The 22,745-nt window shown below is 73.7% G+C and carries 19 protein-coding genes; 7 read left to right on the top strand and 12 right to left on the bottom strand.

Features of this window, described 5'->3' with window-relative positions:
* Positions 1–15: 15 nt before the first annotated feature.
* Entirely contained in the window at positions 16–765 is a 750-nt protein-coding gene (locus EDD30_RS08250) for an SGNH/GDSL hydrolase family protein (protein WP_071803886.1), read from the top strand.
* On the opposite strand, the gene EDD30_RS08255 is transcribed toward EDD30_RS08250, so the two are convergent.
* The 3 genes from EDD30_RS08255 to EDD30_RS08265 are packed head-to-tail and all read right to left on the bottom strand — an operon-like array spanning position 717 to position 4,947.
* Positions 717–2,843: a M14 family zinc carboxypeptidase gene (locus EDD30_RS08255; protein ID WP_071803865.1), complete on the bottom strand. Its 2,127-nt coding sequence runs from the start codon at positions 2,841–2,843 to the stop codon at positions 717–719. The two genes, EDD30_RS08250 and EDD30_RS08255, sit on opposite strands and share 49 nt — an antisense overlap.
* A gap of 31 nt (positions 2,844–2,874) precedes the next feature.
* Positions 2,875–4,065: a MarP family serine protease gene (locus tag EDD30_RS08260; protein WP_071803866.1), complete on the bottom strand. Its 1,191-nt coding sequence runs from the start codon at positions 4,063–4,065 to the stop codon at positions 2,875–2,877.
* Positions 4,066–4,098: 33 nt separating this feature from the next.
* The gene (locus EDD30_RS08265; RefSeq protein WP_071803867.1) at positions 4,099–4,947 is read right to left on the bottom strand and encodes a transporter substrate-binding domain-containing protein; all 849 of its coding nucleotides are present in this window, start codon (positions 4,945–4,947) and stop codon (positions 4,099–4,101) included.
* A 92-nt stretch (positions 4,948–5,039) separates the two neighbouring features.
* Here EDD30_RS08265 and EDD30_RS08270 point away from each other — a divergent pair, with 92 nt between their 5' ends.
* Positions 5,040–6,614: a methyl-accepting chemotaxis protein gene (locus tag EDD30_RS08270; RefSeq protein WP_071803868.1), complete on the top strand. Its 1,575-nt coding sequence runs from the start codon at positions 5,040–5,042 to the stop codon at positions 6,612–6,614.
* Positions 6,615–6,626: 12 nt separating this feature from the next.
* On the opposite strand, the gene EDD30_RS41405 is transcribed toward EDD30_RS08270, so the two are convergent.
* Complete coding sequence (locus EDD30_RS41405; RefSeq protein WP_071803869.1) at positions 6,627–8,090, bottom strand: GGDEF domain-containing protein; 1,464 nt, start codon at positions 8,088–8,090, stop codon at positions 6,627–6,629.
* A 150-nt stretch (positions 8,091–8,240) separates the two neighbouring features.
* Here EDD30_RS41405 and EDD30_RS08280 point away from each other — a divergent pair, with 150 nt between their 5' ends.
* Positions 8,241–9,971, top strand: coding sequence for a YncE family protein (locus EDD30_RS08280; protein ID WP_071803870.1), 1,731 nt, complete (start codon positions 8,241–8,243; stop codon positions 9,969–9,971).
* Positions 9,968–11,014 (top strand): hypothetical protein, encoded by a 1,047-nt coding sequence (locus EDD30_RS08285; protein ID WP_071803871.1) that lies wholly within the window; start codon positions 9,968–9,970, stop codon positions 11,012–11,014. The genes EDD30_RS08280 and EDD30_RS08285 overlap by 4 nt, the downstream gene beginning before the upstream one ends.
* Before the next feature lie 5 nt (positions 11,015–11,019).
* On the opposite strand, the gene EDD30_RS08290 is transcribed toward EDD30_RS08285, so the two are convergent.
* Both EDD30_RS08290 and EDD30_RS08295 read right to left on the bottom strand, forming a co-directional pair.
* Positions 11,020–12,000 carry an EamA family transporter gene (locus tag EDD30_RS08290; RefSeq protein ID WP_071803872.1) on the bottom strand — a complete coding sequence of 327 codons (981 nt, stop codon included), beginning with the start codon at positions 11,998–12,000 and terminating at the stop codon, positions 11,020–11,022.
* A 156-nt stretch (positions 12,001–12,156) separates the two neighbouring features.
* Positions 12,157–13,773 carry a CocE/NonD family hydrolase gene (locus tag EDD30_RS08295; protein ID WP_071803873.1) on the bottom strand — a complete coding sequence of 539 codons (1,617 nt, stop codon included), beginning with the start codon at positions 13,771–13,773 and terminating at the stop codon, positions 12,157–12,159.
* Positions 13,774–14,009: 236 nt separating this feature from the next.
* On the opposite strand from EDD30_RS08295, the gene EDD30_RS08300 reads away from it, so the two are divergent.
* Positions 14,010–14,561 (top strand): TetR/AcrR family transcriptional regulator, encoded by a 552-nt coding sequence (locus EDD30_RS08300; RefSeq protein WP_084556199.1) that lies wholly within the window; start codon positions 14,010–14,012, stop codon positions 14,559–14,561.
* A gap of 17 nt (positions 14,562–14,578) precedes the next feature.
* On the opposite strand, the gene EDD30_RS08305 is transcribed toward EDD30_RS08300, so the two are convergent.
* The 4 genes from EDD30_RS08305 to EDD30_RS08320 all read right to left on the bottom strand — a co-directional run bounded on the left by EDD30_RS08305 (position 14,579) and on the right by EDD30_RS08320 (position 18,638).
* The gene (locus EDD30_RS08305) at positions 14,579–15,274 is read right to left on the bottom strand and encodes a DivIVA domain-containing protein (protein WP_071803874.1); all 696 of its coding nucleotides are present in this window, start codon (positions 15,272–15,274) and stop codon (positions 14,579–14,581) included.
* A gap of 216 nt (positions 15,275–15,490) precedes the next feature.
* Positions 15,491–16,705, bottom strand: coding sequence for an ABC transporter permease (locus EDD30_RS08310; protein ID WP_244945165.1), 1,215 nt, complete (start codon positions 16,703–16,705; stop codon positions 15,491–15,493).
* Positions 16,702–17,406, bottom strand: coding sequence for an ABC transporter ATP-binding protein (locus tag EDD30_RS08315; protein ID WP_071803875.1), 705 nt, complete (start codon positions 17,404–17,406; stop codon positions 16,702–16,704). The genes EDD30_RS08310 and EDD30_RS08315 overlap by 4 nt, the downstream gene beginning before the upstream one ends.
* Complete coding sequence (locus EDD30_RS08320; protein WP_211277711.1) at positions 17,403–18,638, bottom strand: efflux RND transporter periplasmic adaptor subunit; 1,236 nt, start codon at positions 18,636–18,638, stop codon at positions 17,403–17,405. Before EDD30_RS08320 ends, EDD30_RS08315 begins: the two co-directional genes overlap by 4 nt.
* Before the next feature lie 90 nt (positions 18,639–18,728).
* Between EDD30_RS08320 and EDD30_RS08325 the strand changes: the two genes are divergently transcribed.
* Together EDD30_RS08325 and EDD30_RS08330 are read left to right on the top strand one after the other, a co-directional pair.
* On the top strand, positions 18,729–19,424 hold the full coding sequence (locus tag EDD30_RS08325; RefSeq protein ID WP_071803876.1) for a response regulator transcription factor: 696 nt from the start codon (positions 18,729–18,731) through the stop codon (positions 19,422–19,424).
* Positions 19,421–21,250, top strand: coding sequence for a sensor histidine kinase (locus EDD30_RS08330; protein WP_071803877.1), 1,830 nt, complete (start codon positions 19,421–19,423; stop codon positions 21,248–21,250). Before EDD30_RS08325 ends, EDD30_RS08330 begins: the two co-directional genes overlap by 4 nt.
* On the opposite strand, the gene EDD30_RS08335 is transcribed toward EDD30_RS08330, so the two are convergent.
* Both EDD30_RS08335 and EDD30_RS08340 read right to left on the bottom strand, forming a co-directional pair.
* Positions 21,224–21,943, bottom strand: a complete 720-nt coding sequence (locus EDD30_RS08335) for a glycosyltransferase family 2 protein (protein ID WP_071803878.1) — start codon at positions 21,941–21,943, stop codon at positions 21,224–21,226. The genes EDD30_RS08330 and EDD30_RS08335 overlap by 27 nt on opposite strands.
* Before the next feature lie 40 nt (positions 21,944–21,983).
* A complete protein-coding gene (locus EDD30_RS08340; protein ID WP_071803879.1) occupies positions 21,984–22,724 on the bottom strand; it encodes a YdcF family protein in 741 nt (246 codons plus the stop codon).
* Positions 22,725–22,745 lie beyond the last annotated feature (21 nt).

Consider the following 22,745-nt stretch of genomic DNA (forward strand, 5'->3'; position numbering starts at 1 on the left):
TATAGGCTGGGACAGATGCGGTACGTGGCGATCGGGGACAGCTTCACCGAGGGGCTCGGCGACGAGCTGCCGGACGGTACGGTGCGCGGATGGGCGGACCGGGTCGCCGCCGGGCTGGCAGCCACCGGGGAGCCCGTCGAGTACGCCAACCTGGCCATCCGCGGGCGCCTGCTCGAGCCCATCGTCACGGAACAGCTCGACGCCGCGCTGGCGCTCACTCCGGCGCCGACGCTCATCACGCTCAACGGCGGCGGCAACGACATGATGCGCCCGGGCGGCGACATGAAGCGGCTCATCGATCTCACCGAGCGGGCCGTACGCCGCTGCGCCGACGCGGGCGTGCGACTGGTGCTGATCAGCGGCGCGGACCCGTCCGACCGGCTGCCGTTCGGCCGCGTCATGCGCCGCCGCGGGGACATGCTCACCGCGGAGCTCGGCGGGCTGGCGGCCCGTTACGGCCTCGACTTCGCGAACGTCTTCCAGGACACCGAGATCCGCCGCGCCGGCTACTGGTCACCCGACCGCCTCCATCTCAACGCCGCCGGGCATCAGCGCGCGGCCGGAATCATCCTCAGCGCGATGGGCCACCCCACCGCCGCCCACGTGGTCGACCCGGCGGGGACCGGGGGCCGGCGCCTGCTCGGCGAGGCCCGCTACTACCGCGAGCACGTGCTGCCGTGGATCCACCGGCGCCTGCGCGGGCGGTCGTCCGGAGATCACCGGAGCGCCAAGTTCCCGTCGTGGACGCCGGTCGGGCTCTCCTGAGCGGCCGCGATCCGGACCAGTTCCACGAGGCCGCCCGCGTACTCCTGTGACTCCGCGTGCGCCTCGTCGAACGGCGGCTGGAATCCCACGCCTTCCCACTGCTGCGTGGTCTCGTTCCAGCGGTCGTTGCCCACCTCGAAGTTCCAGGCGTCGATGCCGAGATCGTAGTAGAGATGATCGGCCGAGTTGCCCGCCGCGGAGTAGAGGACATCGGCGACCGGCCCGGTGTACGAGGGCCAGGTGACCGTGCCCCGCTCGGCGGCGATCGCGCCGACGATGCGGCGGGCGCTGTCGAGGAAGAACGCCGACTCGTCGATCGACGGGCGCGGCAGCGTCACCCGGCCGTCGGCCTTGTACGCGCCCGGCGGCCACATGAAGTACCCGCCGTAGCTGTGCACGTTCATCGCGAACTTGATGTTCGGATGTGCCCGGGCCAGCGCGATCACGTTGCCGCTCTCCGCCTCGGACAGCTCGGCGGTGCCCGTGTAGGTGCCGGACAGGCAGTTGGGGCTGCCCCCGACGTAGCCGTCGAAGTAGGAGCCGACCGCGTAGTTGCGGTTGACGTCGACGCCCCAGTTGTTGCGGAACCGCGGGTCCCGGTTGGTGCCGGTGCAGTGGTTCACCAGGTTCTTGCGCTGGAAACCGAAGTCGTGGAAGGAGTAGTTGGCGCCGTCCGGGTTGACGGTCGGGATCACGAAGATGTCGACCGCGTCGAGCAGCTCGCGGGTGGCCGGGTCGGTGGCGTAGTTGGCCAGCATCCGCTCCGCGAACTCCAGGGTGACCAGCGGCGTCGCCCACTCGCGGGCGTGCTCCTGGGAGTAGGCGAGCACCCCCGTCCGGGACCCGTCGCGCACCGTGGCCAGGCGCAGGGCCTGCACCGTCCACGGCCGGCGGGGCACCTCGGCGCCCTGGAGGCCGTCGTCGAGGCGTACCGGCCCGGCGACCGGCATCGGCAGACCCGCCGAGCCTTCCTCGACGAAGGCCCGGAACAGGTCGGGGAAGCGGGCGGTGACGAGAGCGGCCACGTCGTCGGTCGTGCTGGTCACCTTGCCGCCGGCGTCGGTGGCGAGCCGGACGGTCAGGACCCGGTCCCGGTACGTGGCCGACAGCGGCCGGTCGGGCCCGCCCGGATCGACGGTACGCGCCTGGACGCCGTTCATCCCCTCGTCCCCGAAGCGCACGGACTCCACCACGACGGCGGCGACGGCCGGGTCGCCGAGGTACGCCGTGGCCGTACGCCGGTATCCCTGGGTCCGGTGCGGCAGGTCGATGACGTCGACCAGCCGCGGATACTGCCGGGCCAGGCGCTGGATACGGGCCTTGATGTCGACGGGCGTCAGGTAGGCGTCGATGAAGTCCCTCTGGTAGCCGGCGGGCTGCGCGGGCGGCTCGGCGCCGGGCCACCGCGCCGGGGTGACCGCCCGCGTCTGGCCGCCGAGGCTCGACCGGGCGCTCACCTGCACCGGCTGAGCGGGCAGCGGCTGCGGCAGCGCGTAGTGGTACTGGTACTCGCCCGCGTCGGAGAACCGGACCAGCGGGTAGGACCCGGTGGCGCCGTCGGCGGTGCGCCAGGTCACGGTGATCTCCACGTCCGGGTCGTCGGTCGCGGTGGTGGCGACCTGCGTCTGCACGAAGGTCCGCCCGGCGGTGGTCCACCAGTACGCCTGGAGGAAGTGCAGCGTGTCGGCGGCCCGGCTCGGTGCCTCGCGGCGGTCGGCGACGGACGAGCGCTGGGCGGCGACGGACTCGCGCTGGATCAGTCGCACGGCGACGGCGCCGTCGCGGGTCAGCGCGGCGAGCCCGGCGCCGTCCACCACGATGTCGGCCTGCACCGCGCCCGCGACGGTCCGGGGCCGGGCGGCGATGTCGGCACCCGCGCCGACCAGGCGGTCCAGCGCCGCCTCGTCCGGCAGCCGGAAGCGCACGAGTGCCCGCTCCTGCGCCGCAAGCTGGACCGGCACGGCTGCCGGGACCGGCTCCGCGACCGGGGCGGGCGCCGCCTGCGCCGCGGGCGGCAGGAGGATGGCGGTCGCGGCGAGCACGGCGGCGAATGCCGCCCAGCATTGTCGGGGTGACATGCCACCACCCCATCCCACCCATCGATGATTGTCAACGCGGTCGGCAGGGGCCGGTGTCGACCGGCTGGGCCCGGACGGCGCCGAGCTCCGCGACGTGCGAGATCTCGGCCGCGGTGAGGGCGAAGCCGGTGCCGGGATCCTCGTCGGCCACGGCGAAGACGACGCCGAGGACCTGACCGCCGGGAGCGACGAGCGGCCCGCCGGAGTTGCCGCCGCGGACGACTGTCCGGACGGCGTACATCTCCCGGTCCACCGCGCCGGCACCGTAGATGTCCGGCCCCTCGACGCGGCCGACGCTGCGGATCCGGGCCGGCTGGGCGTCGTACGGGCCGTCGAGCGGGAAGCCCAGCACGACGGCGTCGGCGCCGGACCGTACCGGCTTGTCGGCGAACCGCAGGATCGGCGAGGTCAGGCCGGGGACGTGCAGCACGGCGACGTCGCGGTCCGGGTCGAAGGCCACCACCGTGGCGTCGAGCTCCGCCCGCCCGTTACGGACGCGGACCTCCCGGGCACCGGAGACGACGTGGGCATTGGTCATGACGCGCTCGCGGGCGTACACGAATCCCGATCCGACCGTGCCGCGGGCGCAGTGCGGTCCCCCGCCGGGAGTGGCGCGGACCTTGACCACCGAACTCCGGGCGGCGGCGACGATCGAGGCGCCCGCGAGTCCCGGGTCGGGGACGTCCACCTGCTCCGCCGAGATGCGGCTGAGCCCGTGGAACACCGCGGGAAGACCGTCGGCGTCCAGCGCCCGGGCGAGATCGGCGGAGAGGGCCCGGGCCGGGCCGGGCAGCAGCTCGCCCACGCCCGCGAGCAGGGCACTCCCCCGCAGCTCGCGGTCGAGCCACGCCGGCGAGGACGCCCGCAGGGGCACGACCACCAGCGCGGCCAGGACCAGCATGGCGAGGGCCGAGATGACCGCCCCACCCGCCTCGTCCAGGCGGCGCAGCGGGTGGCCGCGGACGGCGTCGCGCAGGCGCAGGCCGCACCGGGCGGCGAGGAACTGGCCCAGCACGGCCGGCACGAGAATGGTCACCAGCGACACCACGACCCGCGGGACGCCCGTGAACGGGCCGGCGACCAGCGGCCCGGCCTGCACGCCGAGCAGTGCGCCGGCGGAGAAGCCGGCCAGGGACAGCGCGCCGAACAGCAGGCCCTGCCGGTATCCCGCCACGGCGGAGACCAGGACCAACACGATCAGGATCGAATCGACGGCGCGCATTGCGCGCAGCGTACAAAGGTCAAGCTAGAAGGCTCAGGCACCGCCGTTGATGGCACCGGTGCGCAGGGCACCCTCGGTGACCTTCCACTTGGTCAGCAACGCGTCGTAGGTGCCGTCCTTGATCAGTGCGTACAGGGCCGTCTGGATCGCCATGGTCAGCTCCTTGCGGTCCTTGGCGACGCCGATGCCGTACGGGATGGCCTCGATCTGCGGCCCGGAGAGCTCGAGGCTGCCGTCCTTCTGGACGTCCAGGGCGGCGATCGGGAAGTCGTTGAGGGCGGCGTCGGCGTCCTTCTTCGCCACCGTGGCCGACGGCGTGTCCGAGCGCACGAGAACGGCCTTCTTCCCCTTGCACTTGTCGGACGCCGCCTGCGCCATTTCGACGTACACGGTGTCGGGTTGCACGGCGACGCGCCGCCCGCACAGGCCGGGCATGCCGCCGATGTCACCGACGCCCTTGGCCACCACGATGGAGGTGCCGGCGTTGAGGTAGTTGACGAAGTCGGCCTTCTTCTGGCGCTCGGCGCGGTCGAACATCGAGGAGATCGAGACGTCGATCTTGTGGCCCTCCACCGCGTCCAGCAGCTCTCCGAATCCCATGGCCTGCCACTTGACGGTCAGTCCGAGCTTCGCCGCGATCGCCTCGATGAGCTGCACGTCCAGACCGGTGAAGGTCTCGCCGTCCTTGAAGGTCATCGGCTCGAAGGTCGGGTCGGTGCCGCCGATCAGCACGCCCGACTCCTTGACGGAGGCGGGCAACGCGGCCTTGGCCTCGGCGAGGCGGTCCACGGCCTTACCGGTCTCCGGCCCGCCGCCGCAGCCCGCCACGCTCGCGCCGAGGACCAGCCCGGCGAGAAGCAGAGAAACGATGCGTCGCCCCATGACGGCCTCTTCGGCCGGTCCTGCACCGAACTGAGCCGAAGCGGCCACCGGATGCGGGGGTTGGCCATACCGTGGATTCGAGGAGGTAAACCGTGACGTTCACCATCCGGCGCCAGATCGCGGCGCTCGCAGTGGTCGGCTTCCTGCTCGTCATCACGGCCGGCGTCATCGGCTTCACCGGCACCAGCGCGCTCGCCAACCAGCAGCAGACGGTCCGCGACGCCGCCTCCGCGCTGCAGGCCGTGCAGTCGGCCGACCTGGCGCGGGCGCTGTTCCGGGGCAACGTGCTCGCCGCGCTGGTCACCAACGACGCGACCGAGCGTCAGGAGGTCCTCGACAAGCTGGGCCAGAACGTGAGCCAGGCCCGCACCGGCCTCGACGACGTCATCAAGTTCGTGCCCGAGCTGCGCCCGCAGGCGGACGCGGTGCTGCCGGTCCTCGACGAGCTGATCGCGTCCGGTCAGCGGATCGTGACCCTGGCCAGCCGGGTCGCCTCCGACCCTACCCGGACGGCGGCTCTCGCCGCCCGGCCCGCGATGGACACGGTCGACACCAAGGTGGCCGAGACCATCGACGTGCTCCAGGCGGCGATCACCGAGCGCGTCACGAAGTCCGGCAAGGATGCCGACTCGCTGGCCATGCGCGCGGAGGCGGCGACGCTGGTCACCGGCCTGCTCGCGGCCCTGGTGCTGGGCGGCGCGGCGCTGCTGCTCGCCCGCCGGATCGCCCGCCGGGTGGACTACTGCCTGGCCAGCGCGCAGTCCATCGCGGACTACGACCTCACCAACGACGCCACGCTGGGCGGCAGCGACGAGCTCGCCCAGCTCAGCCGCAGTCTGCAGGCGATCGTCGCGTCGCTGCGGACCGCCCTGACCGACATCGGCGACAACGCGACCTCCGTCGCGGCCGCCTCGGAGGAGCTGACCGCGACCAGCCGGCACCTCTCCGAGGGGGCGGGCACGGCGTCGTCGGAGGCCGCCGAGGCGAGGCGCGACATCGACCAGGTCACCACGAGCGTCGGGCAGACCACCCAGGCGGCGCGCGGCCTGGACACCTCCATCCAGGACATCACCTCCGCGGTCGGCGAGGCCGACGCGGTGGCCCGCGAGGCGGTGGACCTGGCCGTCAACACCAACCGCATGATCGAGCGGCTGCGCAGCTCCAGCGACGAGGTCTCGGCCGTCGTCAACATCATCACGGCGATCGCCGAGCAGACCAACCTGCTGGCGCTCAACGCCACCATCGAGGCGGCCCGCGCCGGTGAGCAGGGCAAGGGCTTCGCGGTCGTGGCGGGCGAGGTCAAGGACCTCTCCCGGGAGACGGCCTCGGCGACCGGCGACATCTCCGCCAAGGTGACGGCGATGCAGGCGGACACCGCCGGTGCGTTCGAGGCGATCAGCCGGATCAGCCAGGTCATCGACCGCATCGACGAGCTGCAGCGTTCCATCTCCGCGGCGGTCGACGCGCAGATCAGCGCGACCGGCCTGATCGTCGCGAACGTCGACGTCGCCGAGCGGTCCGCCGCGGCCGTGGCGGGCTCCATCGGCCGGGTCTCGGGCACGACGTCGCTGACCCACGAGGCGGCGAACCAGACCGAGTCCGCCGCGATCGAGCTCGCGCACCTGTCCCACCAGCTCCGGCTGGTCTCGGACCGCTTCCGCCGCTGACGCCGGACGACGTCAGCCGAGCCGCGCCACCTGCACCGTCCGGCTGCGTCCGGCCTTGCCGGCGTACATGGCGGCATCGGCCCGGCCGACCAGCGCCTCGCGGTCGACGGCATCGCCCGTCCGCGCCTGGGCCACGCCGGTGGTCACACCCACGGACACCTCGGCTCCCGGTACGGGGATCGGCGCGCGTACGGCGTCGGCGATCCGCGTGGCGAGAGCGGGCGCCTCCAGACCCGCGCTGCCCCGGCACAGGATGAGGAATTCGTCGCCACCGAGCCGCCCCACCAGGTCGCCGGAGCGGACGACGGCGGTCAGTCGGGCCGCGACGGCCCGGAGCACGGCGTCGCCGGCCGGATGCCCGTACCGGTCGTTGACGGGCTTGAACCCGTCCAGGTCGCAGAGCATGATCGTCACCTCGTCCAGCGCACCCCGGTCGAGATCGGCGAGGGCCCGGTCGATCTCGGCGGTGATGTGCCGGCGGTTGTGCAGCCCGGTCAGCTCGTCGTGCGTGGCGTGGTAGGCCAGGGTCCGCTCGGCCCGGTCCCGCTGGGCGGAGAGCAGCCGGATCCGCAGCAGCACCAGAGGTACCACCAGCAGCGTCCCGACCGGCAGCAGCAGGCTCGAGGAACCCTCGTCCCGGATCACCTGCACCGCCGCGATGACCGGGTTGGCGCTCAGCGCGAGGGCGAGCCACCACAGCCGCTGCTTGCGGACCGTCCGGTCCACGGCGGGCGGCGGCACGGTCAGCGAGGCCGCCCCGGGGTGCAGCGGCGCCGCGGCGATGGCCAGGAACGCCGCCACCATGAGCTCGGCGCTCCAGAAGGAAGTACCGCCCGGCGCCAGTGTCGAGGTGATCGTGCCCGCGAGGGTGAGAACGCCGGTGGCCACCAGGTACGCGAGGGTGCCGCGCCCCGCCGCCGCCATCATGCCGATCCGGAGCAGGCAGCCCACCACGGCGCAGAGCACGAGCAGGTCGGCCAGCATCAGCAACTGCCCCTCCGGCGACGCACCGGGCGGAAGGTGCGGCCGGAGCACCCACTCCCACAGCGGGCCGCCGGCGCAGAGCCCGAAGAGCGCGGCGTCGATCATGCCGCCCGGGTCGGCGCTGGCCCGGCGGCGCAGCGCCGCGGCGGTGCCGGCCAGGAACAGGGTGTGGGCGGTCGACAGGGTGAGGTCGGTCAGCGAGCCCTCGGCCCGGCCGAGATGCAGCTCGACGATCCAGGTGGGCCAGATCAACTGGATGACGAAGAGCAGCGTGAGCCCGGCGACCGCGATGAGCCACGGGCGGCGGTCCGGCAGGTTGCCGTTCGCGAGCGCGGCCACGAAGGTGACGATCGGCAGGACCGTGACCAGCGTGTAGACCGTCGGGCGCCCGGCCGGTCCGGCCAGCGCGTACGCCGTACCGGCGACGGCCAGCACCGCGAGGAATCCGGCGTGTACGAGCCAGGCCGGTGCCGTGGCGCGAGGCCGGGGCATCGGGAGCTCCTTTCGTCGCCGATCGCTTCCTTGATCGGCCGCCACCGGCCCGACCTGAGTGCGGGTCCAGCGAGAGGGAAGAGAATGCCAATCTAGTCCCACGGGTTCCCCTGACCCCCCTCGTCACTGCATGCTGATCGAGGGGGCACTATGAGTGACTACGACCTGCCACCGCACGTCAGGGCCGAGATCGCCAGCGCGAGCCGGGACGCCCGCCTCCTGGGCGTCGGCGAGCTGGCCCAACTCGCCATGAGCGCCGACCTCGCCGTGGCGGCCGCCGCACGGCTCGCCCTGCGGCATCTCACCGATGACGACAGCCGCAGCGTCGCCGCGGCGGCGGCCGCGGCCCTGGGACGTACGGCGGTGCGCATCACCCCGGACCGCGTCGACTTCGGCCAGGTCTCGCCGGAAACCCCGCTGCTCGTCTCGGAAGTCCTGGTGGACGGCCCGCCCCTGGCTGTCGCCGCGGCCACGGTGACCGCCGCCGGTCCCGGTCTGCACGCCACGCTCGCCGGCCACCGGCTGCGGATCGAGTGGCGGCCGGCCTCGGACTGGCTCGACGGATCCGTCACCGTCCGCGGCCCGGCCGGCTGGGCCGACGTCCGCGTGACCGGTCAGGTCGACGCGACCGGCCCGGCGCCGGTCGCAGCGACCGCGCCGACGCTGGAGGAGCGGCTCGCGGCGGAGGCGGGCGTCGGCGCCCTGCCCGCCACGCGGGTGACCGTGCTTCCCCCGCCCGCACGCCGCCGCGCCGGCGGCACCCTGCTGATCGCCGGGCTCACCGCCCTGGTGCTGCTCGGCGGCGCGGGCGTCGCCGTGGCGCTGACCACCGGCCTGCCCGGCGACCGGGCGCCGGTGGCCGCGCCCCTGCCCGCGGCCACCCCCGGACCGCTGACCACGGCGGCGTCCGATCCGGCGACCGCCGCGCCCGCCCCGGCGGCCGTGGCAAGACAGCCGCTCGCGCTGCGCGCGGCGAGCGTCGCCAAACCCACCGCCGTCGGCACGATCCGGGTGGGTGCGGAGCCCGAAGGCGTCGCCGTCTCCCCCGACGGCCGGACGGTGTACGTCGCGAACCAGAACTCCCGCATCCTCTCCGTGGTGGACGCGGCCACCCGGCGGGCCACCTCCGTGCGCCTGCGCAACACCCCCCGCTTCGTCACCACCTCCCGCGACGGCGGCCTGGTCTTCGTCTCGATGTACGAGAAGGACATGTCCGGCAGCGGCGTGGCCGTGGTCGACGCCGCGAGCCGCCGGGTGGTCCGCTACCTGGCCACCGGCGTCCAGCCGTTCACGCTGGCCGTCGGCCCGGACGACCGCCTGTGGGTGCCGATCCACAGCAGCGGCCGGGTGGAGATGTACGCCACCGGCGGCACCCAGCGCGCGGACGGGCGCATGGCCGTGCCGCCCAACCCGCACGCCGTCGCCTTCTCCCCGGTTCTGCGGCGCGCCTTCACCGCCAACCACGAGTCGAACGCGGTCGCGGTCATCGACATGCCCACGTCCCGGGTGCTGCGCTCCGTACCGGTGAGCCGGGCCCCGCACAGCGTCGCCGTGTCGCCGGACGGCGCGAGGGTCCTGGTCGCCGGCTACGAGGCCGGCACCGCCGACCTGATCGACGCGCGGACCCTACGGCGCACCGGGCCGCTGAGGGTCGGCGACAAGCCCCAGGCCGTCGCGTTCGCCGGCGACGGCGGGCACGCGTACGTGGTCAACGAGGGCGACAACTCGGTGACCGTGCTGGACGCCTCGACCGGCGCCGCGACGGCGACCGTCGGGGTGGGACGCAGCCCCCGCGCCATCGCGGTCGCGCCGGACGGCCGCCTCGCGTACGTGTCGAACGGCGACGACGACACCATCACGATCCTGCGGATCGGCGAATGACCACCGCGGGCTGGGTCGCACTCGGCATCACCGTGCTCGGGGCGCTGAGCTACGGCACCGCGTCGATCCTGCAGGCCGTCGCCGCCCGGCGCAGCGCCGGCACCGTGCGCACCCTCGGCCACCCGCTGTACCTGCTCGGCATCGGCTGCGACGTCCTGGCCTGGGTCGGCTCGATGGTCGCCCTGCGGGAGCTGGCCGTGTACCTGGTCGAGTCGATTCTCGCCGGCTCGTTGGCGGTCACCGTCATCGCCGCCCGGATCGTCCTCAAGTCCCGGCTGCGCCGGCGCGACGTCGCCGCCGTCGTGCTCTGCATCGCCGCGCTGGCCGTGCTGGCCCTGTCGGCCGGCCCCCAGCACGAGGTGGCGCCGGGCGACGTACGCGCCTGGTTGTGCATGGCGGCGGTCGTGCTCGCCCTGGCCGGCTGGGGCGCGGCCCGGTACTGCCCGCCCGGCGTGGTCGCCGCGCTCGGCGGGCTCTGCCTCGGCGGCGCCGCCCTGACCGGCCGTTCCCTGCCGGCGGCGACGGACCTGCTCACCGAGCCGCTCATGCCGGCGCTGCTCGCCTTCGCGGTCACCGGCATGATGCTCTACGCCCACGCTTTGCAGAAGGGTCAGGTCGGGCCGGTGACGGCGGTGCACTGGACCGCAGAGGTCGTCGCGCCGTCCGCGGTCGCCCTGGTGCTGCTCGGCGACACCGTCCGGTCCGGATGGCACCTGCCGGCCGCGGTCGCCGGACTGGTCACCATCGGTGCGGCGGTGCTGCTGGCCACCGCACCCGCGACCAACGCGATGGCTCTGCCGCCGCCGACCACGACCCCGCAACCGGCGCGCGTCCCCGAGGCGCAACGGATCATCTGGTGGGGTCCGCCACCCATCTGGATACCCCCGAGCCGCGCCCTCGCCGCCCTGACCGCGCCGCCGGTACGCGAGCTCGCCACCCGGACCGCGCCGCCGGTACGCGAGCTCGCCGGAAGCCGGGCGGATCCGGCCCGGCCGGCGTGGGCCCCGCCGGTGCTGCATGCGGGTCCGTGGCACGACCTCTGACCGGCTTACCCGGCCCGGTTTCCCTGACGGGCCAGAGTGGATGCCGCGCTCGGGTCCTCGTCGCGCGGCGGCGCGGGGTGGCGAAGCTGGTCGAGGCGGACCAGCGCGATGCCCGCGATGATGAAGGTCCCGCCGACGCCCTGCGCCACGCTCGGCAGCTCACCGAGCACCAGCCAGGCGATCACGACCGCGAACAACACCTCGGTGAGCCCGGCGAACGACGCCAGTGCGGCCCCGAGCACGCGAGCGGCGGCGATGCCGGCGACGTACGCGACGACCGCGGCCACCAGCACCAGACCCGCGACCGGCACGATCCAGCTCATGACATGCCCGCCGAGCACGACCGTGCCGAAGGTGGCCCGCATCGGCATCGCCCCGACCGCGCCCAGAACGAGCAGGATGATCGCTCCGCTGGCCATCCCCCCGCAGGCCAGGGCGATCGACGGCAGCCGCGGATCCACCCGCGCGGACAGCACGAAGTAGGCGGCCAGCCCGACCGCCGCCACCATCCCCCACAGCACCCCGACCGGATCGACCTCGGCACCCCCGCCGGCGAGATCGAGCACCAGCGCCAGCCCGGCAACCGCCGCCGCGGCGCCGGCGACGGTCAGCCCGCGGGGCCGCTCACCGTGGCGGGCCCACATCCAGAGCACGACCAGCACGATCCCGGAATACTCCAGCAGCAGGGCCACCCCGACCGGCAGATACCGTACGGCGTTGAAGAAGCCGACCTGCGCCCCGCCGACGGCCAGCAGGCCGAACAGCCCGATGTCACCCAGCGACCGGCCCGCCACCTGCCACCGTCCCCGCAGTGCGAACAGCGCGGGCACGAGCAGAATCACCGCGGCGGCACCGACCCGCGCGGCCACCGCCGCATCGGCCGACCACCCGGCATCGATCAGCGAGCGCGCAAACGTCCCGGAGGTGCCGAACGTGGCCGCGGACAGCAGCGCCAGCCCGAAACCCACCCCGGCCGACCGTCGCATGGGGCACCCCTTCCGGACCGAGCGCTGACAGGTCAGCCACACAGTATCCGGGCCTAGATCGACAACCGTCAGGGGCCCTGACCGGGACGGGGAGCTGGAAGCGCGGCCGGTGAGCCCGGCGGCCCGCGGTGGGCGGGCCGCCGGGACCGGGCCGGGTCAGTGGATCGGGACGTCCAGGTAGGAGCCGCCCGTGATGGTGATCGACTTGTGGGGCGCGTTCTCGTCGTAGTAGAGCGAGTCGACCGTGTCGATCACCAGGGTCAGGGAGTGACCCTCCGGCAGGTCGTACGCGGTCGCCGTGAGGGGAAGGTCGACCGTGCGGGCGCCGCCCTTGGTGTCGAGCCAGGTGGTCGGGGCGTGGCTGATCAGCCAGGCGTTGCCGAAGATGTCGAGGTCGTACAGGTACGCCACGAGGGTGCCCTTGGGCTCGGTGCCGGTGAGTTCGAGGTGCAGCTTCGGGATGCCCCGGATGCGCTGGGTCCTGGACGGCCGTTCGGAGGCCCAGACCCCGGCACGGGACCGGTCCACCGTCGGTAGCCAGACCCACGGCTGCCATCCGGTGAAGGCGGCGAGACCGTTGGTGATCAGCGCGATGCCACCGTTGGCGAAGGTGTCCTTGTCGGTCGGCAGGGTCTTGCTCCAGCCGGTCGAGGGGGCACCGCCCAGCAGGCCCGTGCCGTCCCACGTACGGATGGAGCCGAGTCCGTAGCGGCGGTTGTCGCCGGAGAGGGCGGACCAGTCGGCGTACTTCTCGGTGGCCGCGTTGAGCGGCTTGATCTCCACCGGCGGCTCGGATTCGACGCCGGTGGCGACGCCGCGCAGGTAGTGGTCGAACCAGCGGTACAGGCTGTTCCACACCGCGTTGTCCAGGCCGGCGAGGCCGGTCAGCTCGGCGATCGCATGGTCGCCCGGGCGCAGCTCGAGGCGCTTCGGACCTTCGAGAGCCCCGTAGAAGTCGACGAGCTGGTTCGGCGGGAAGAAGGTGTCGCCCCAGCCGTTGGCGATCAGCACGGCGGGCTTGTTGGCGTTGAGGCCGTCGAGGTACGTCTTCGCGGACCGGGACCTGCCCCAGGCGGCGACCTCGGCCGCGTTGCGGTTGGCGAAGAAGTCGTCGAGGGCCTTGTCGAGCTCCGGACTCGGATCGCCCAGCGTGTCGGCGGCGATCTTCAGGAATCCGGCGGACTGCCGGTGCCTGGTCTCCTCGGCGTAGAGCGACCACACGATGTCGGTCCAGCCGCTCATCATCACGACGGCACGGATGCGCTTGTCGTGGGCCGCGCCGATCAAGCTGATCCCTCCGCCGTAGGAGATGCCGGCGGTGCCGATGCGGTTCGGGTCGGCCGGGGTGTTGGCGAGGGTCCAGTCGATCACCCGCGACAGGTCGGCCATGTCCTTCGGGCCGGCCGTGTCGATCTGACCGCCGGAGAACCACCATCCGCGCGGGGTGTACGACACCACGACGTACCCGCGCCCGGCGAGGGTCTGGGCCTGGGCGGCGTACTCGAGGTCGTTGAGGCCCCAGCTCGACGGCAGGACCAGGGCGGGGTACCGGCCGGCGACCGCCGGCGCGACGACGTTGGCCTTGAGCACCGCGTCGCCGCTGGTGATGTCGACGAACTTGATGCCGGTGGTGGACCGCGCCGCCGCGGCGGCGGGGGCCGCCACAGGGGTGTACGTGGTCGCGGCGGCGGCCGGGGCGGGTGGGCCGGCCAGGACGGTGGCGGTCATCAGCGAGAGCACGAGAGCGGGCACGACAGGGCGACGGGGCGCCATGGGCACTCCTGAGGGTGTCGGGTGTCGATGGACCTGCCGACGGCCATCGCCCCCGGTCGGGGGCGGCGGCGAGCTGCAGCGCGTCAGTGGCGGCAGCGTAGGAGCCGGTACCGAGAAATTGAAGCCGGTGACATTCTCGTTACTTCTCGGTAACATGTACGCCGACTCGAGGGGGCGGTTCAGTGGTGCTCTACGGTGCCCGGACGTCGCTCCGGCGGGATGCCCGGCGTAATCGCATGGCCATCGTCGAGGCCGCGATCGAAGTGTTACGGGGTCGCGGATCCGCCGCCCTCATGCCGGAGATCGCCCGCCGGGCGGGCGTCGCCCTGGCCACCCTCTACCGCCACTTCCCCGACCGGCACGCGCTGACCGCCGCCGTCATCGGCCACCAGCTCCATCAGCTCGAGGAGGCCGCCGCGGCGAGCACCGACCGTCCCGCCACGTTCCGGCCGCTGTTGCGCACGGTTCTGCACTGGCTGATCGAGATGCGCGCCCTGATCGCCCTCGCCGAGGGGCTCGATGCCGGCACCGTCCGGCGTTACCAGCAGCGGATGATCAAGGCCTTCACCAAGCCTCTGCGGCTCGCCCAGGACCATGGGTACGTACGCCGGGATCTCGTGCCCGGCGATCTGCTCCTGCTCTTCGCGATGGTGCAGAGCGTGGCCACCACCGGCGACGACACGGCGGCAGCCCGCGCGGCCGCGGACCGCTCGATCGACCTGATGCTCGACGGTGTCTTCCGCGAGACCCATCCCCCGCACGAGGACACCCTCCCGGCCGCGCCGTAGCGGCGACCGGGCGGCGGTCAGCCCAGGGCGTGGTCCGGCGGCAGCTTCGGCTCGCTGTCGAGCTCCTCCATCTGGTGCATCAGGTGGTTCTGCAGCGCGACCTGGTAGCTCTGCGCGAGGTGGGCCAGCCGGTCGATCTCGTCGAGCAGCGCCTCCCGCTTGACGCCCAGGCTGTTCATCGCGTCGGAATGATTGCGGCGGGCGTCGCCCTCGATCGTGCCGGCCCGCAACTGGGCCTCCCCGGTGAGCTGGGCGGCCTGGTCGCGGGCGGCGGCGAGCAGCGCCTCGGCCTCCTGCCGCGCGTCGATCAGGTGATCGTCGGCGGTGCGCTGGGCCATCATCAGGACCCGGGCGTGGCGCTCGTCGTCGCCGGCGGACGCGGGCACGGCCGGCGCCGCGGTGCGGGCCTGCTCCAACTGCGTCTGCAGGCTGCGGGCGTTCTGCTCCGCCCGGGCGCGTGCCTCCTGCATCCGCTCCAGCTTCGCCGCGACGTCGGCGAACTCGGAGGGCAGCACCATCGTCGTGGCGGCAGCGCCGGATGCGCCGCCGCGCTGGACCTGGTCCTGCAGCGCCCCGTTCTCCTCCAGCAGCCGGATGAGCTCCTGCTCCACCTCGTCGAGGAAGGCGTCGACCTCTTCCTCGTCGTACCCCCGCTTTCCGATGGGTGGTTTCTTGAAGGCCATGTTGTGGACGTCGGCCGGAGTCAGCGGCATCGCGCTCCCTTGGATTCGGCGACCGTACGGGGATCGATCCTATGCCGCCGCGCAAAGCCGCTCGCGGCGGACCGCGCACCGGCGGGCCGAGAGCCCGCCTGGGCTGCGAGGACTGAGGGCCCGCGCGGGCCGGGGAGGGCCGGAACCCGCGCGGGCCGGGCGCGCCCCGCCGGGTGGGGCGCGCCGCCCGCCGGACGCAGCGGCGGGAGACAGATCTCAGACCGAGGCGAGCGCCTCGGTCGGGGTGAGCCGGGAGGCACGGACGGACGGGTACACGCCGGCCACGACGCCGACCAGGACGGCACCGCCGACTCCGGCGAGCACCGCGGGCACCGGCACCACGACCGGCCAGCCGTGGTACGCCGCGTACGCCACCGTCGCGAGGACGCCGAGGACCGTGCCGGCGATGCCGCCGAGGGCCGCGAGCGCCACGGCCTCGGTGAGGAACTGGACCCGGATCTGGCCCCGGTTGGCGCCCAGCGCCCGGCGAAGGCCGATCTCGCTGCGCCGCTCCAGCACCGAGATGACCATGGTGTTGGCGACTCCGATGCCACCGACCAGCAGCGCCACCGCCGCCAGCCCGAGCAGCAGGGAGGAGAAGGTGTTCTCGGTGGCCCGCTTCGCCGCGAGCGCGTCCGACGGCCGGGTGACCATCACCTGCCCGGGCCGCTCGGGGTAGATCGTCGCGGGCAGGACGGCACGGACCGCCTCGAGCTGCGCCTCCTGCGCCCGCAGATAGATCACGGTCGGGTGGCCGTCGAAGCTCAGTCGGCTGCGGGCCGCGTCCCAGCCGACCAGCACCGACCGGTCGATGTCCGGCGACAGCGGTGTGGCGGCGAGGATGCCGACCACCGTGAACCACTCGTCGCGGATCATGACCTGCGGTGGCCGCGCGCCGGCGGGCAGGTCCGCGAAGCCCAGCCGGGCCGCCGCCTCGGACCCGAGGACGACCCCGGGGAAGGTGGCGGTGACCGTGGTGAGCCAGTTCCCGTACCGGACCCGGGCGTTGATCGCCGGCAGCAGGTCGAGGCGGCTCGCCAGCACGGTCAGCCCCGAGCCCTCCTTGGGATCGACCCGGTCGGAGCGGCGGACCACGGTGTGGGTGTTGGCCACCGCGCTGGCGACCGTCACCGGGGCGATGCGCCGGACCATGCCGACCGACTCCTCGGGCAGCAGCACCGGCGGATCCTGGTCCGGCATCGGCATGGCCTGCAACACGTCGGCGCCCAGGGCGGACAGCTCGCGCGACAGCGCGGCCTGGCTGGAGGCCGGGATGCCGGTGACCACGATCATCGTGGCGATGCCGATGGAGATGCCCAGGGCGGACAGCGCAGCCCGCAGCTTGCGGGTCCGCAGCCCGATCAGTCCGAGCCCGAGCAGGTCGAGCGGGGAGAGCCGCACCGGGCGGGTCGCCTCGCGGAGCCGGCTCACCGTGGGACCACCGATGTCGTGGCGCGGGCGCTGTCGGCGACCAGCCGCCCGTCGCGGATCTCGACCCGGCGGGGCAGCGACGCGGCGATGTCCCGGTCATGGGTGATCAGCGCGATGGTGGTCCCGTCGGCGTGCAGCCGGTGCAGCAGGGCGAGGACGGCCTGCCCGGTGGCGGTGTCCAGGGCGCCGGTCGGCTCGTCGGCCAGCACCAGCGCCGGCCGGTTGACCAGCGCGCGGGCGATCGCGACCCGCTGGCGTTCGCCGCCGGAGAGCTGGCGCGGTTGGTGTCCCATCCGATGGGCGAGGCCGACCCGGGCCAGCGCCTCCTTCGCCAGGCCGTGGCGCTGCCGCCGGGGTACGCCGGCGTACAGCAGGCCGGTGGCCACGTTCTCCGCGGCGGTCAGGCCGTCGGTGAGATGGAAGTGCTGGAACACGAAGCCGAGCAGGCGGCCGCGCAGCGCGGAGAGGCGGCGGTCGGGCAGCCGGGCCGTGTCGTGCCCGTCGATGTGGACCGAGCCGGTGGTCGGCCGGTCGAGCGTACCCATCATGTGCAGCAGCGTGGACTTTCCCGAACCGGAAGGCCCGACGATGGCGATCAGTTCCCCGGCCACGATGTCCAGGCAGACGCCGGCCAGGGCGGTGACGCCACCGGCGTACGTCCGTCTGACGTCGCGCAGGGAGAGGACGGTCTCCGCGCTCACGAGGTCGTCACGACCTCGATGCCCGCATCCAGGCCGGCGCCGCTGATCTCGACCATGCCCTTGGCGAACATGCCGGTCTCGACCCTGACCAGGCCGCCGCCGCGCACCTGGACGGCGTACCCGCCCTCGCTGAGCGCGAGCAGCGCGCCGATCGGTGCGACCAGGACGTTCTCGTGCGTCTCCGCGGCGAAGAGCACCTCGACGTCGGCGGAGTCGAGGCCGGCGACCGTCCTGGGGTCGTCGACGGTGACGGTCACGGTGACCTTCGGGCTCTGCTCGGTGTTGCCGCCCTCCTCCGGCTTCGCGGCGGCGGTTCCCACGGCGGTGACCTTGCCGGGCACGGTCTTGTCGTCCGGCAGGGAGACGGTCACCTTGGCGCCGCGTCGGATCGAGCCGGCCTGCGCGACCTCGAGGGGCACGGTGATCACCTTGTCGGTCGCGGTGACCGCGAGCAGAGGGCCGTTCGCCGGCGCGCCGGGCTGCACGGCGACGGAGTCGACGCGGACGGCGCCGCCGAGCACCAGGACGTCGCCGACGGCGACGCTGCCGGTCGCCGGCATCCCGGCGTCGGCCTGCCAGCGCTTGACCGCGGCGATCAGCGGGGAAGTGAGGACTCCCTCGCCCTTGCGGACGGTCACCCACTCCGTGACGGTCTTGCCCTTCTCTTTCGTGGAGGCAGGCGGCGCGGAGCGGCTCTGGGCCACCCGCTCCCCCGGCGAGGGCTGGTAGCCGATCGAGTAGCCGAGCGCCTCGAGGTTGTCCGCCAGGATCCGGACGTCCCGGCCGACCGTGTTGCGCCCGGAGATCGTCCGGAACAGCGGGATCGTGCCGTAGAACAGCGGCACCGGCTTGTCGTCCACCCGCAGGAGCTGCTTGCCGCGGGTCACCTTGGTCCCGGTCCGGGGCAGCCAGGTCACCGTGCCCTCCCGGTTTCCGGTCAGCGTCCGTGGGGTGCCGTAGCCGAGCTTGCCGGAGATCGACTCGCTGGTGGAGAGGTCCTGCCGGACGAGGGCGACGCTCTGCACCGCGATCGGCGCGTCGGCCGGCCGACGCGCCGCGTCGGCGGCGCGCCACCGCCAGAACCCCGCCACGGCGCCGGCCAGCACCACGACCACCACGGCGAACACGACCAGAACCCGGCGGCGGCGCGGGGGTGCCGGCGCGTCCGCTTCGGCGGGGGGTGCGGACACCAGGGGGATCAGCTCGGTCGGCGCCTCGGACGTCACATCCATGCGGGCATCCTGATCATCGATTATGAGGATCCTGTCAGGTATCGCCGGCGTTCTTCGGCCCGCTGGCCGATCGCACCTATAGTCGCCGACGTGTGTGCCCACGTACTCGTCGCCGAGGACGACCGCCGGCAGGCCGAGGTGCTGCGCCGCTACCTGGAGGCGGAGGGTCACCAGGCCTCGGTGGTGCACGACGGCCGCAGTGCCCTCGAGCGCGCCCGCCGCGATCCGCCCGACCTGCTGGTCCTCGACGTCATGATGCCGGGCCTCGACGGCCTCAACGTGTGCCGGAGGCTGCGCCAGGAGTCCGACCTGCTGGTGCTCATGCTCACCGCCCGTTCCACCGAGGATGACCTGCTCCTCGGCCTGGAGCTGGGCGCCGACGACTACCTGACGAAGCCGTACAGCCCGCGGGAGCTGATGGCGCGGATCCGGACGCTGCTGCGCCGCAGCGGGCGCCGGACCGGCGCGCCCACCGCACCGGTCCTGCGGGTCGGCCCGCTCGCCGTCGATCCGGCCCGCCACGAGGTGCGGGCCCACGGCGCGCCGGTCGGCTGCACCCCGGGCGAGTTCGCCATCCTGAAGGCGCTGGCCGCATACCCGGGACGCGTCTTCACCCGCGCGCAACTGCTCGAGCACACCCGCGGCATCGACCGCAGCTCCACCGAACGCACCATCGACGTGCACGTGAAGAACCTGCGCCGCAAGATCGAGGCGGATCCGCGCCGGCCCGGACTGCTGCTGACCGTGTACGGAATCGGCTACAAGCTCACCGGCGGCGCGGAGTGAGCAGGGCGGCCGGCGCCCGGCGGGTTCCGCTGCACCGCAGCCTGATCACCCGGCTGCTGGCGACCTCCGTCCTGGTGGCCGTCGCCGCGATCGTGGCCACCGCCTGGCTGGCCACCCAGACCGTCACCCGCGCGATCCAGCAGGAGCAGGGCCGCTCGCTCGCGGACGACAAGAGCGTCTACGACACCCTGGTGGGCTTCGCCGCCACCCACCGCGACTGGACCGGCGTGGACGTCGTCGTCGCCGAGCGCGCGGCGAAGCTGGGCCGGCGGATCACCCTGATGACCGAGGACCGACGGCCGATCGCCGACTCGGCGCCGGGCCCGTCGCTGGCCGCCGCGCGCCCGTCGGCGACGGTCGACCCGCTGCGCCTCGACCTCGCCCTGACCGGCAGCGACGTGCGCATCGATCCCCGCGTCGTGGGCCCGTACCGGCTGCCCGCCGACGAACGGACGGCCCTGGACAAGGCCGCCCAGGATCAGCTCGCCTGCCTGCGGGAGTCCGGCACCGGCGGAGAGCTCGTCAACTCGCCCACCGGGCGCCCGTCGGTGCGCACCAGCGGCAGCATCGCCGAGCTGGATGTGGGGGTGAGCTGCGACCGGCTCGGTGAGCTCGGCCGGACCCGCACGGAGGAGAAGGCGCTCTCCGACCTGGAGCGGCGGGCCGCGCCGTGCCTCGGCCTGGACGACCGGAGCTTTCTGCGGATCGACACCGACTTCACGGCGCGGGTGCTGAAGCTGCCCAACGGCGGATCGCTGCAGGACACCTCGGTCGCGGACAAGGCCGCCCGCTGCATCGAGAGGGCCCGGCAGGCGCAGCTCAAGCAGTACGTCGCCCCGCCGGCCCTGCTCTTCGTCACCGACCCGGACGACAAGGCGGGGCAGCCGGTGTTCAACCTGTCGCGGACCAACACCCTGCGGATCGCGGTGGTGACCGGTGCTGTCCTCGTCGTCGCCGTCCTGGTGACGATCCTGGCGGGACGGCGCCTGGTGCGGCCGCTGCGCGCCCTGACCGCGGCCGCCGACGGGCCCGCGGACCACCACTCCCGGGTGCCGGTGACCACCGCCGACGAGATCGGTTACCTGGCCCGGGCCCTCAACGACCTCGCCGAGCGCCGGAAACGCTCGGAGAGCCTGCGCCGGGCGATGGTCAGCGACGTCGCGCACGAGTTGCGAACCCCGCTGACCAACATCCGTAGCTGGCTGGAAGCCGCCCAGGACGGCCTCACCACGACCGGCCCCGGGCTGCTGGAGCTGCTGCACGAGGAGGCGGTGCAGCTCCAGCACATCATCGACGACCTGAGCGACCTGGCGGCGGCCGACGCCGGCAACCTGCGGGTGCATCGGGACGAGGTGTACGTCCGCGACATCCTGGCCCAGGTCGCGGAGGCGCACCGCAGCGCGGCCGAGACCGCGGGCGTACGGCTCAGCATGGAGGTCGCGGACGATCCGCAGGTGATGGCGGATCCCGTACGCCTGCGTCAGCTCGTCGGCAACCTGGTGTCGAACGGCATCCGGCACACCCCGGCGGGCGGCGCGGTGACGGTCAGCGCGGCCACCGACGACGCCGGGCTCACCGTCGAGGTGCGCGACACCGGCACCGGCATCGCGGCCGAGGACCTGCCGAAGATCTTCGACCGGTTCTGGCGTGCGGACCGCTCCCGCAACCGGGCCACGGGCGGCAGCGGGCTCGGGCTGTCCATCGTCCGCAAGCTCGTGGAGGCCCACGGCGGCGAGATCTCCGTGACCAGCGAGCCGGCCGCCGGCACCGTCTTCACGGTCCGGCTGCCGTCCGCCGTCTCAGCGGACCCGGGCCGGAGCCCGTGACGACACCGCGAAGCGCAGCAGCCGCCAGTAGATCCGCGCCGCGTCGCCCACCGGGTCGAAGTGCGAGGACGCGTTGTCGTCCAGGTACGTCGTGGCGATGGTGATCTCGTCGAAGGGCAGCCCGCGGCGCGACGCGTACAGCAGCACGTTCATCTCGTAGTCGAAACCCTCGCCGGGCACCGATCCCAGCCAGCCGAGCAGCTCGCCCGGGAATCCGCGCAGCCCGGTCTGGGTGTCGCCGACCCGCCGCCCGGTCGCGGCCCGGAACAGCAGCCGGGTGGCGGTGTTGCCGATCCTGCTGCGCAGCGGCATGTGCGCGAAGCGGCGCACGCCCAGCACGGCCCGGCCGGCGTCCCGGGTACGGTCGGCGACCCGCAGCACGTCCGCCACGCTGTGCTGCCCGTCGGCGTCGGCGCAGACCACGTCCCGGCCCGGGTACGCGGCGGCGATGTGCCGGAAGCCCGTCTTGAGGGCCGCACCCTTGCCCCGGTTCACCGGGTGACGCAGCACGGTGCAGCCCAGCCCGGCGACGGCCGTCAGCATCGGTGCCGCCGCGGGGTCGCTGCCGTCGTCGACCACCACCACGGCCGTTCCCGCCCGCGCGGCGCGTATGCCGTCGGCCAGCTCGGGCAGGTGGCCTCCCGGCTGGTACGTCGGCAGCAGCACCACCGCCGAGTCCTCGGCCGACTCCATCGGCGCCCCCTTCGATGCCGCTCGTCCGCGTCGTGGGGTCCTATACCCGCCCGTCCAGCGCCGAACGCGTGCGAGTGACCCGATCGAGCACCTCCGCGGCGACCGGGTCGGCCGCCGGCGCCCGGCGGCGCACCATCCGCTCGGTCCGGCGCAGCATCCGCTCGGCCCGGCGCAGCCCCGCGACCAGGCGGCGCTCGCGCCGTAGCAGGGCGGCGGCATCGCGCGTGCCCAGGAGAAAGACGCGGGAGATCAGGTACGCCCACCGCTCCCCGCGCCGGGCATTCTCCTCCCCGCCGGGCACCGGTACGTCGACCAGCCCCGCACCACGCAGCCCGAGCACCTTGCCGGTGAGGTAGCGCACCCGCGGCAGATGCCAGGAGTGCGACACCAGACCGAGCGGTTCCCGCAGGTCGGCGAGCAAACCCTCCGCGGCGACGTGGAGGACGTTTTCCAGTGTGCTGCGCGAGCGGGTCTCGGCGCGCAGGTCCGCGTACCGGCCGATGCCGGAGGCGAGCGCGCGGCGCAGCATCAGATCGCCCTCGCGGCAGCCCACGGGCGGCTCCGCCGCCCCCTCGCACGCCTCGGCCCAACCGCCGCTGAAGACGATCCGGGCCGGTTCGCCGGCCGTCGCGGCATCGAGGAAGGCATCCCGGTGGCGCTGCACGTAGGCGACCGCGGCGTCCACCCGCGCGGCGCTTCCGGAGGTGAGGGCGTACCCGTCGCCGCAGCGGAGCACGCCGCGCCCGAAGACGAGCAGCACGGTGGCGGTCGGCGCCGTCATGGTCCGACCGTACCTCCGCCG

Source organism: Couchioplanes caeruleus (assembly GCF_003751945.1).
GTDB lineage: Bacteria > Actinomycetota > Actinomycetes > Mycobacteriales > Micromonosporaceae > Actinoplanes > Actinoplanes caeruleus.

Bases quoted from the DNA above. Each gene is read 5' to 3' on its own strand.
- EDD30_RS08290 (WP_071803872.1), bottom strand. From the start codon at position 12,000: ATGCGACGGTCGGCCGGGGTGGGTTTCGGGCTGGCGCTGCTGTCCGCG.
- EDD30_RS41405 (WP_071803869.1), bottom strand. From the start codon at position 8,090: ATGCCCCGGCCTCGCGCCACGGCACCGGCCTGGCTCGTACACGCCGGA.
- EDD30_RS08285 (WP_071803871.1), top strand. From the start codon at position 9,968: ATGACCACCGCGGGCTGGGTCGCACTCGGCATCACCGTGCTCGGGGCG.
- EDD30_RS08300 (WP_084556199.1), top strand. From the start codon at position 14,010: ATGGCCATCGTCGAGGCCGCGATCGAAGTGTTACGGGGTCGCGGATCC.
- EDD30_RS08320 (WP_211277711.1), bottom strand. From the start codon at position 18,638: ATGGATGTGACGTCCGAGGCGCCGACCGAGCTGATCCCCCTGGTGTCC.
- EDD30_RS08255 (WP_071803865.1), bottom strand. From the start codon at position 2,843: ATGTCACCCCGACAATGCTGGGCGGCATTCGCCGCCGTGCTCGCCGCG.
- EDD30_RS08265 (WP_071803867.1), bottom strand. From the start codon at position 4,947: ATGGGGCGACGCATCGTTTCTCTGCTTCTCGCCGGGCTGGTCCTCGGC.
- EDD30_RS08295 (WP_071803873.1), bottom strand. From the start codon at position 13,773: ATGGCGCCCCGTCGCCCTGTCGTGCCCGCTCTCGTGCTCTCGCTGATG.
- EDD30_RS08335 (WP_071803878.1), bottom strand. From the start codon at position 21,943: ATGGAGTCGGCCGAGGACTCGGCGGTGGTGCTGCTGCCGACGTACCAG.
- EDD30_RS08260 (WP_071803866.1), bottom strand. From the start codon at position 4,065: ATGCGCGCCGTCGATTCGATCCTGATCGTGTTGGTCCTGGTCTCCGCC.
- EDD30_RS08305 (WP_071803874.1), bottom strand. From the start codon at position 15,274: ATGCCGCTGACTCCGGCCGACGTCCACAACATGGCCTTCAAGAAACCA.
- EDD30_RS08280 (WP_071803870.1), top strand. From the start codon at position 8,241: ATGAGTGACTACGACCTGCCACCGCACGTCAGGGCCGAGATCGCCAGC.
- EDD30_RS08250 (WP_071803886.1), top strand. From the start codon at position 16: ATGCGGTACGTGGCGATCGGGGACAGCTTCACCGAGGGGCTCGGCGAC.
- EDD30_RS08340 (WP_071803879.1), bottom strand. From the start codon at position 22,724: ATGACGGCGCCGACCGCCACCGTGCTGCTCGTCTTCGGGCGCGGCGTG.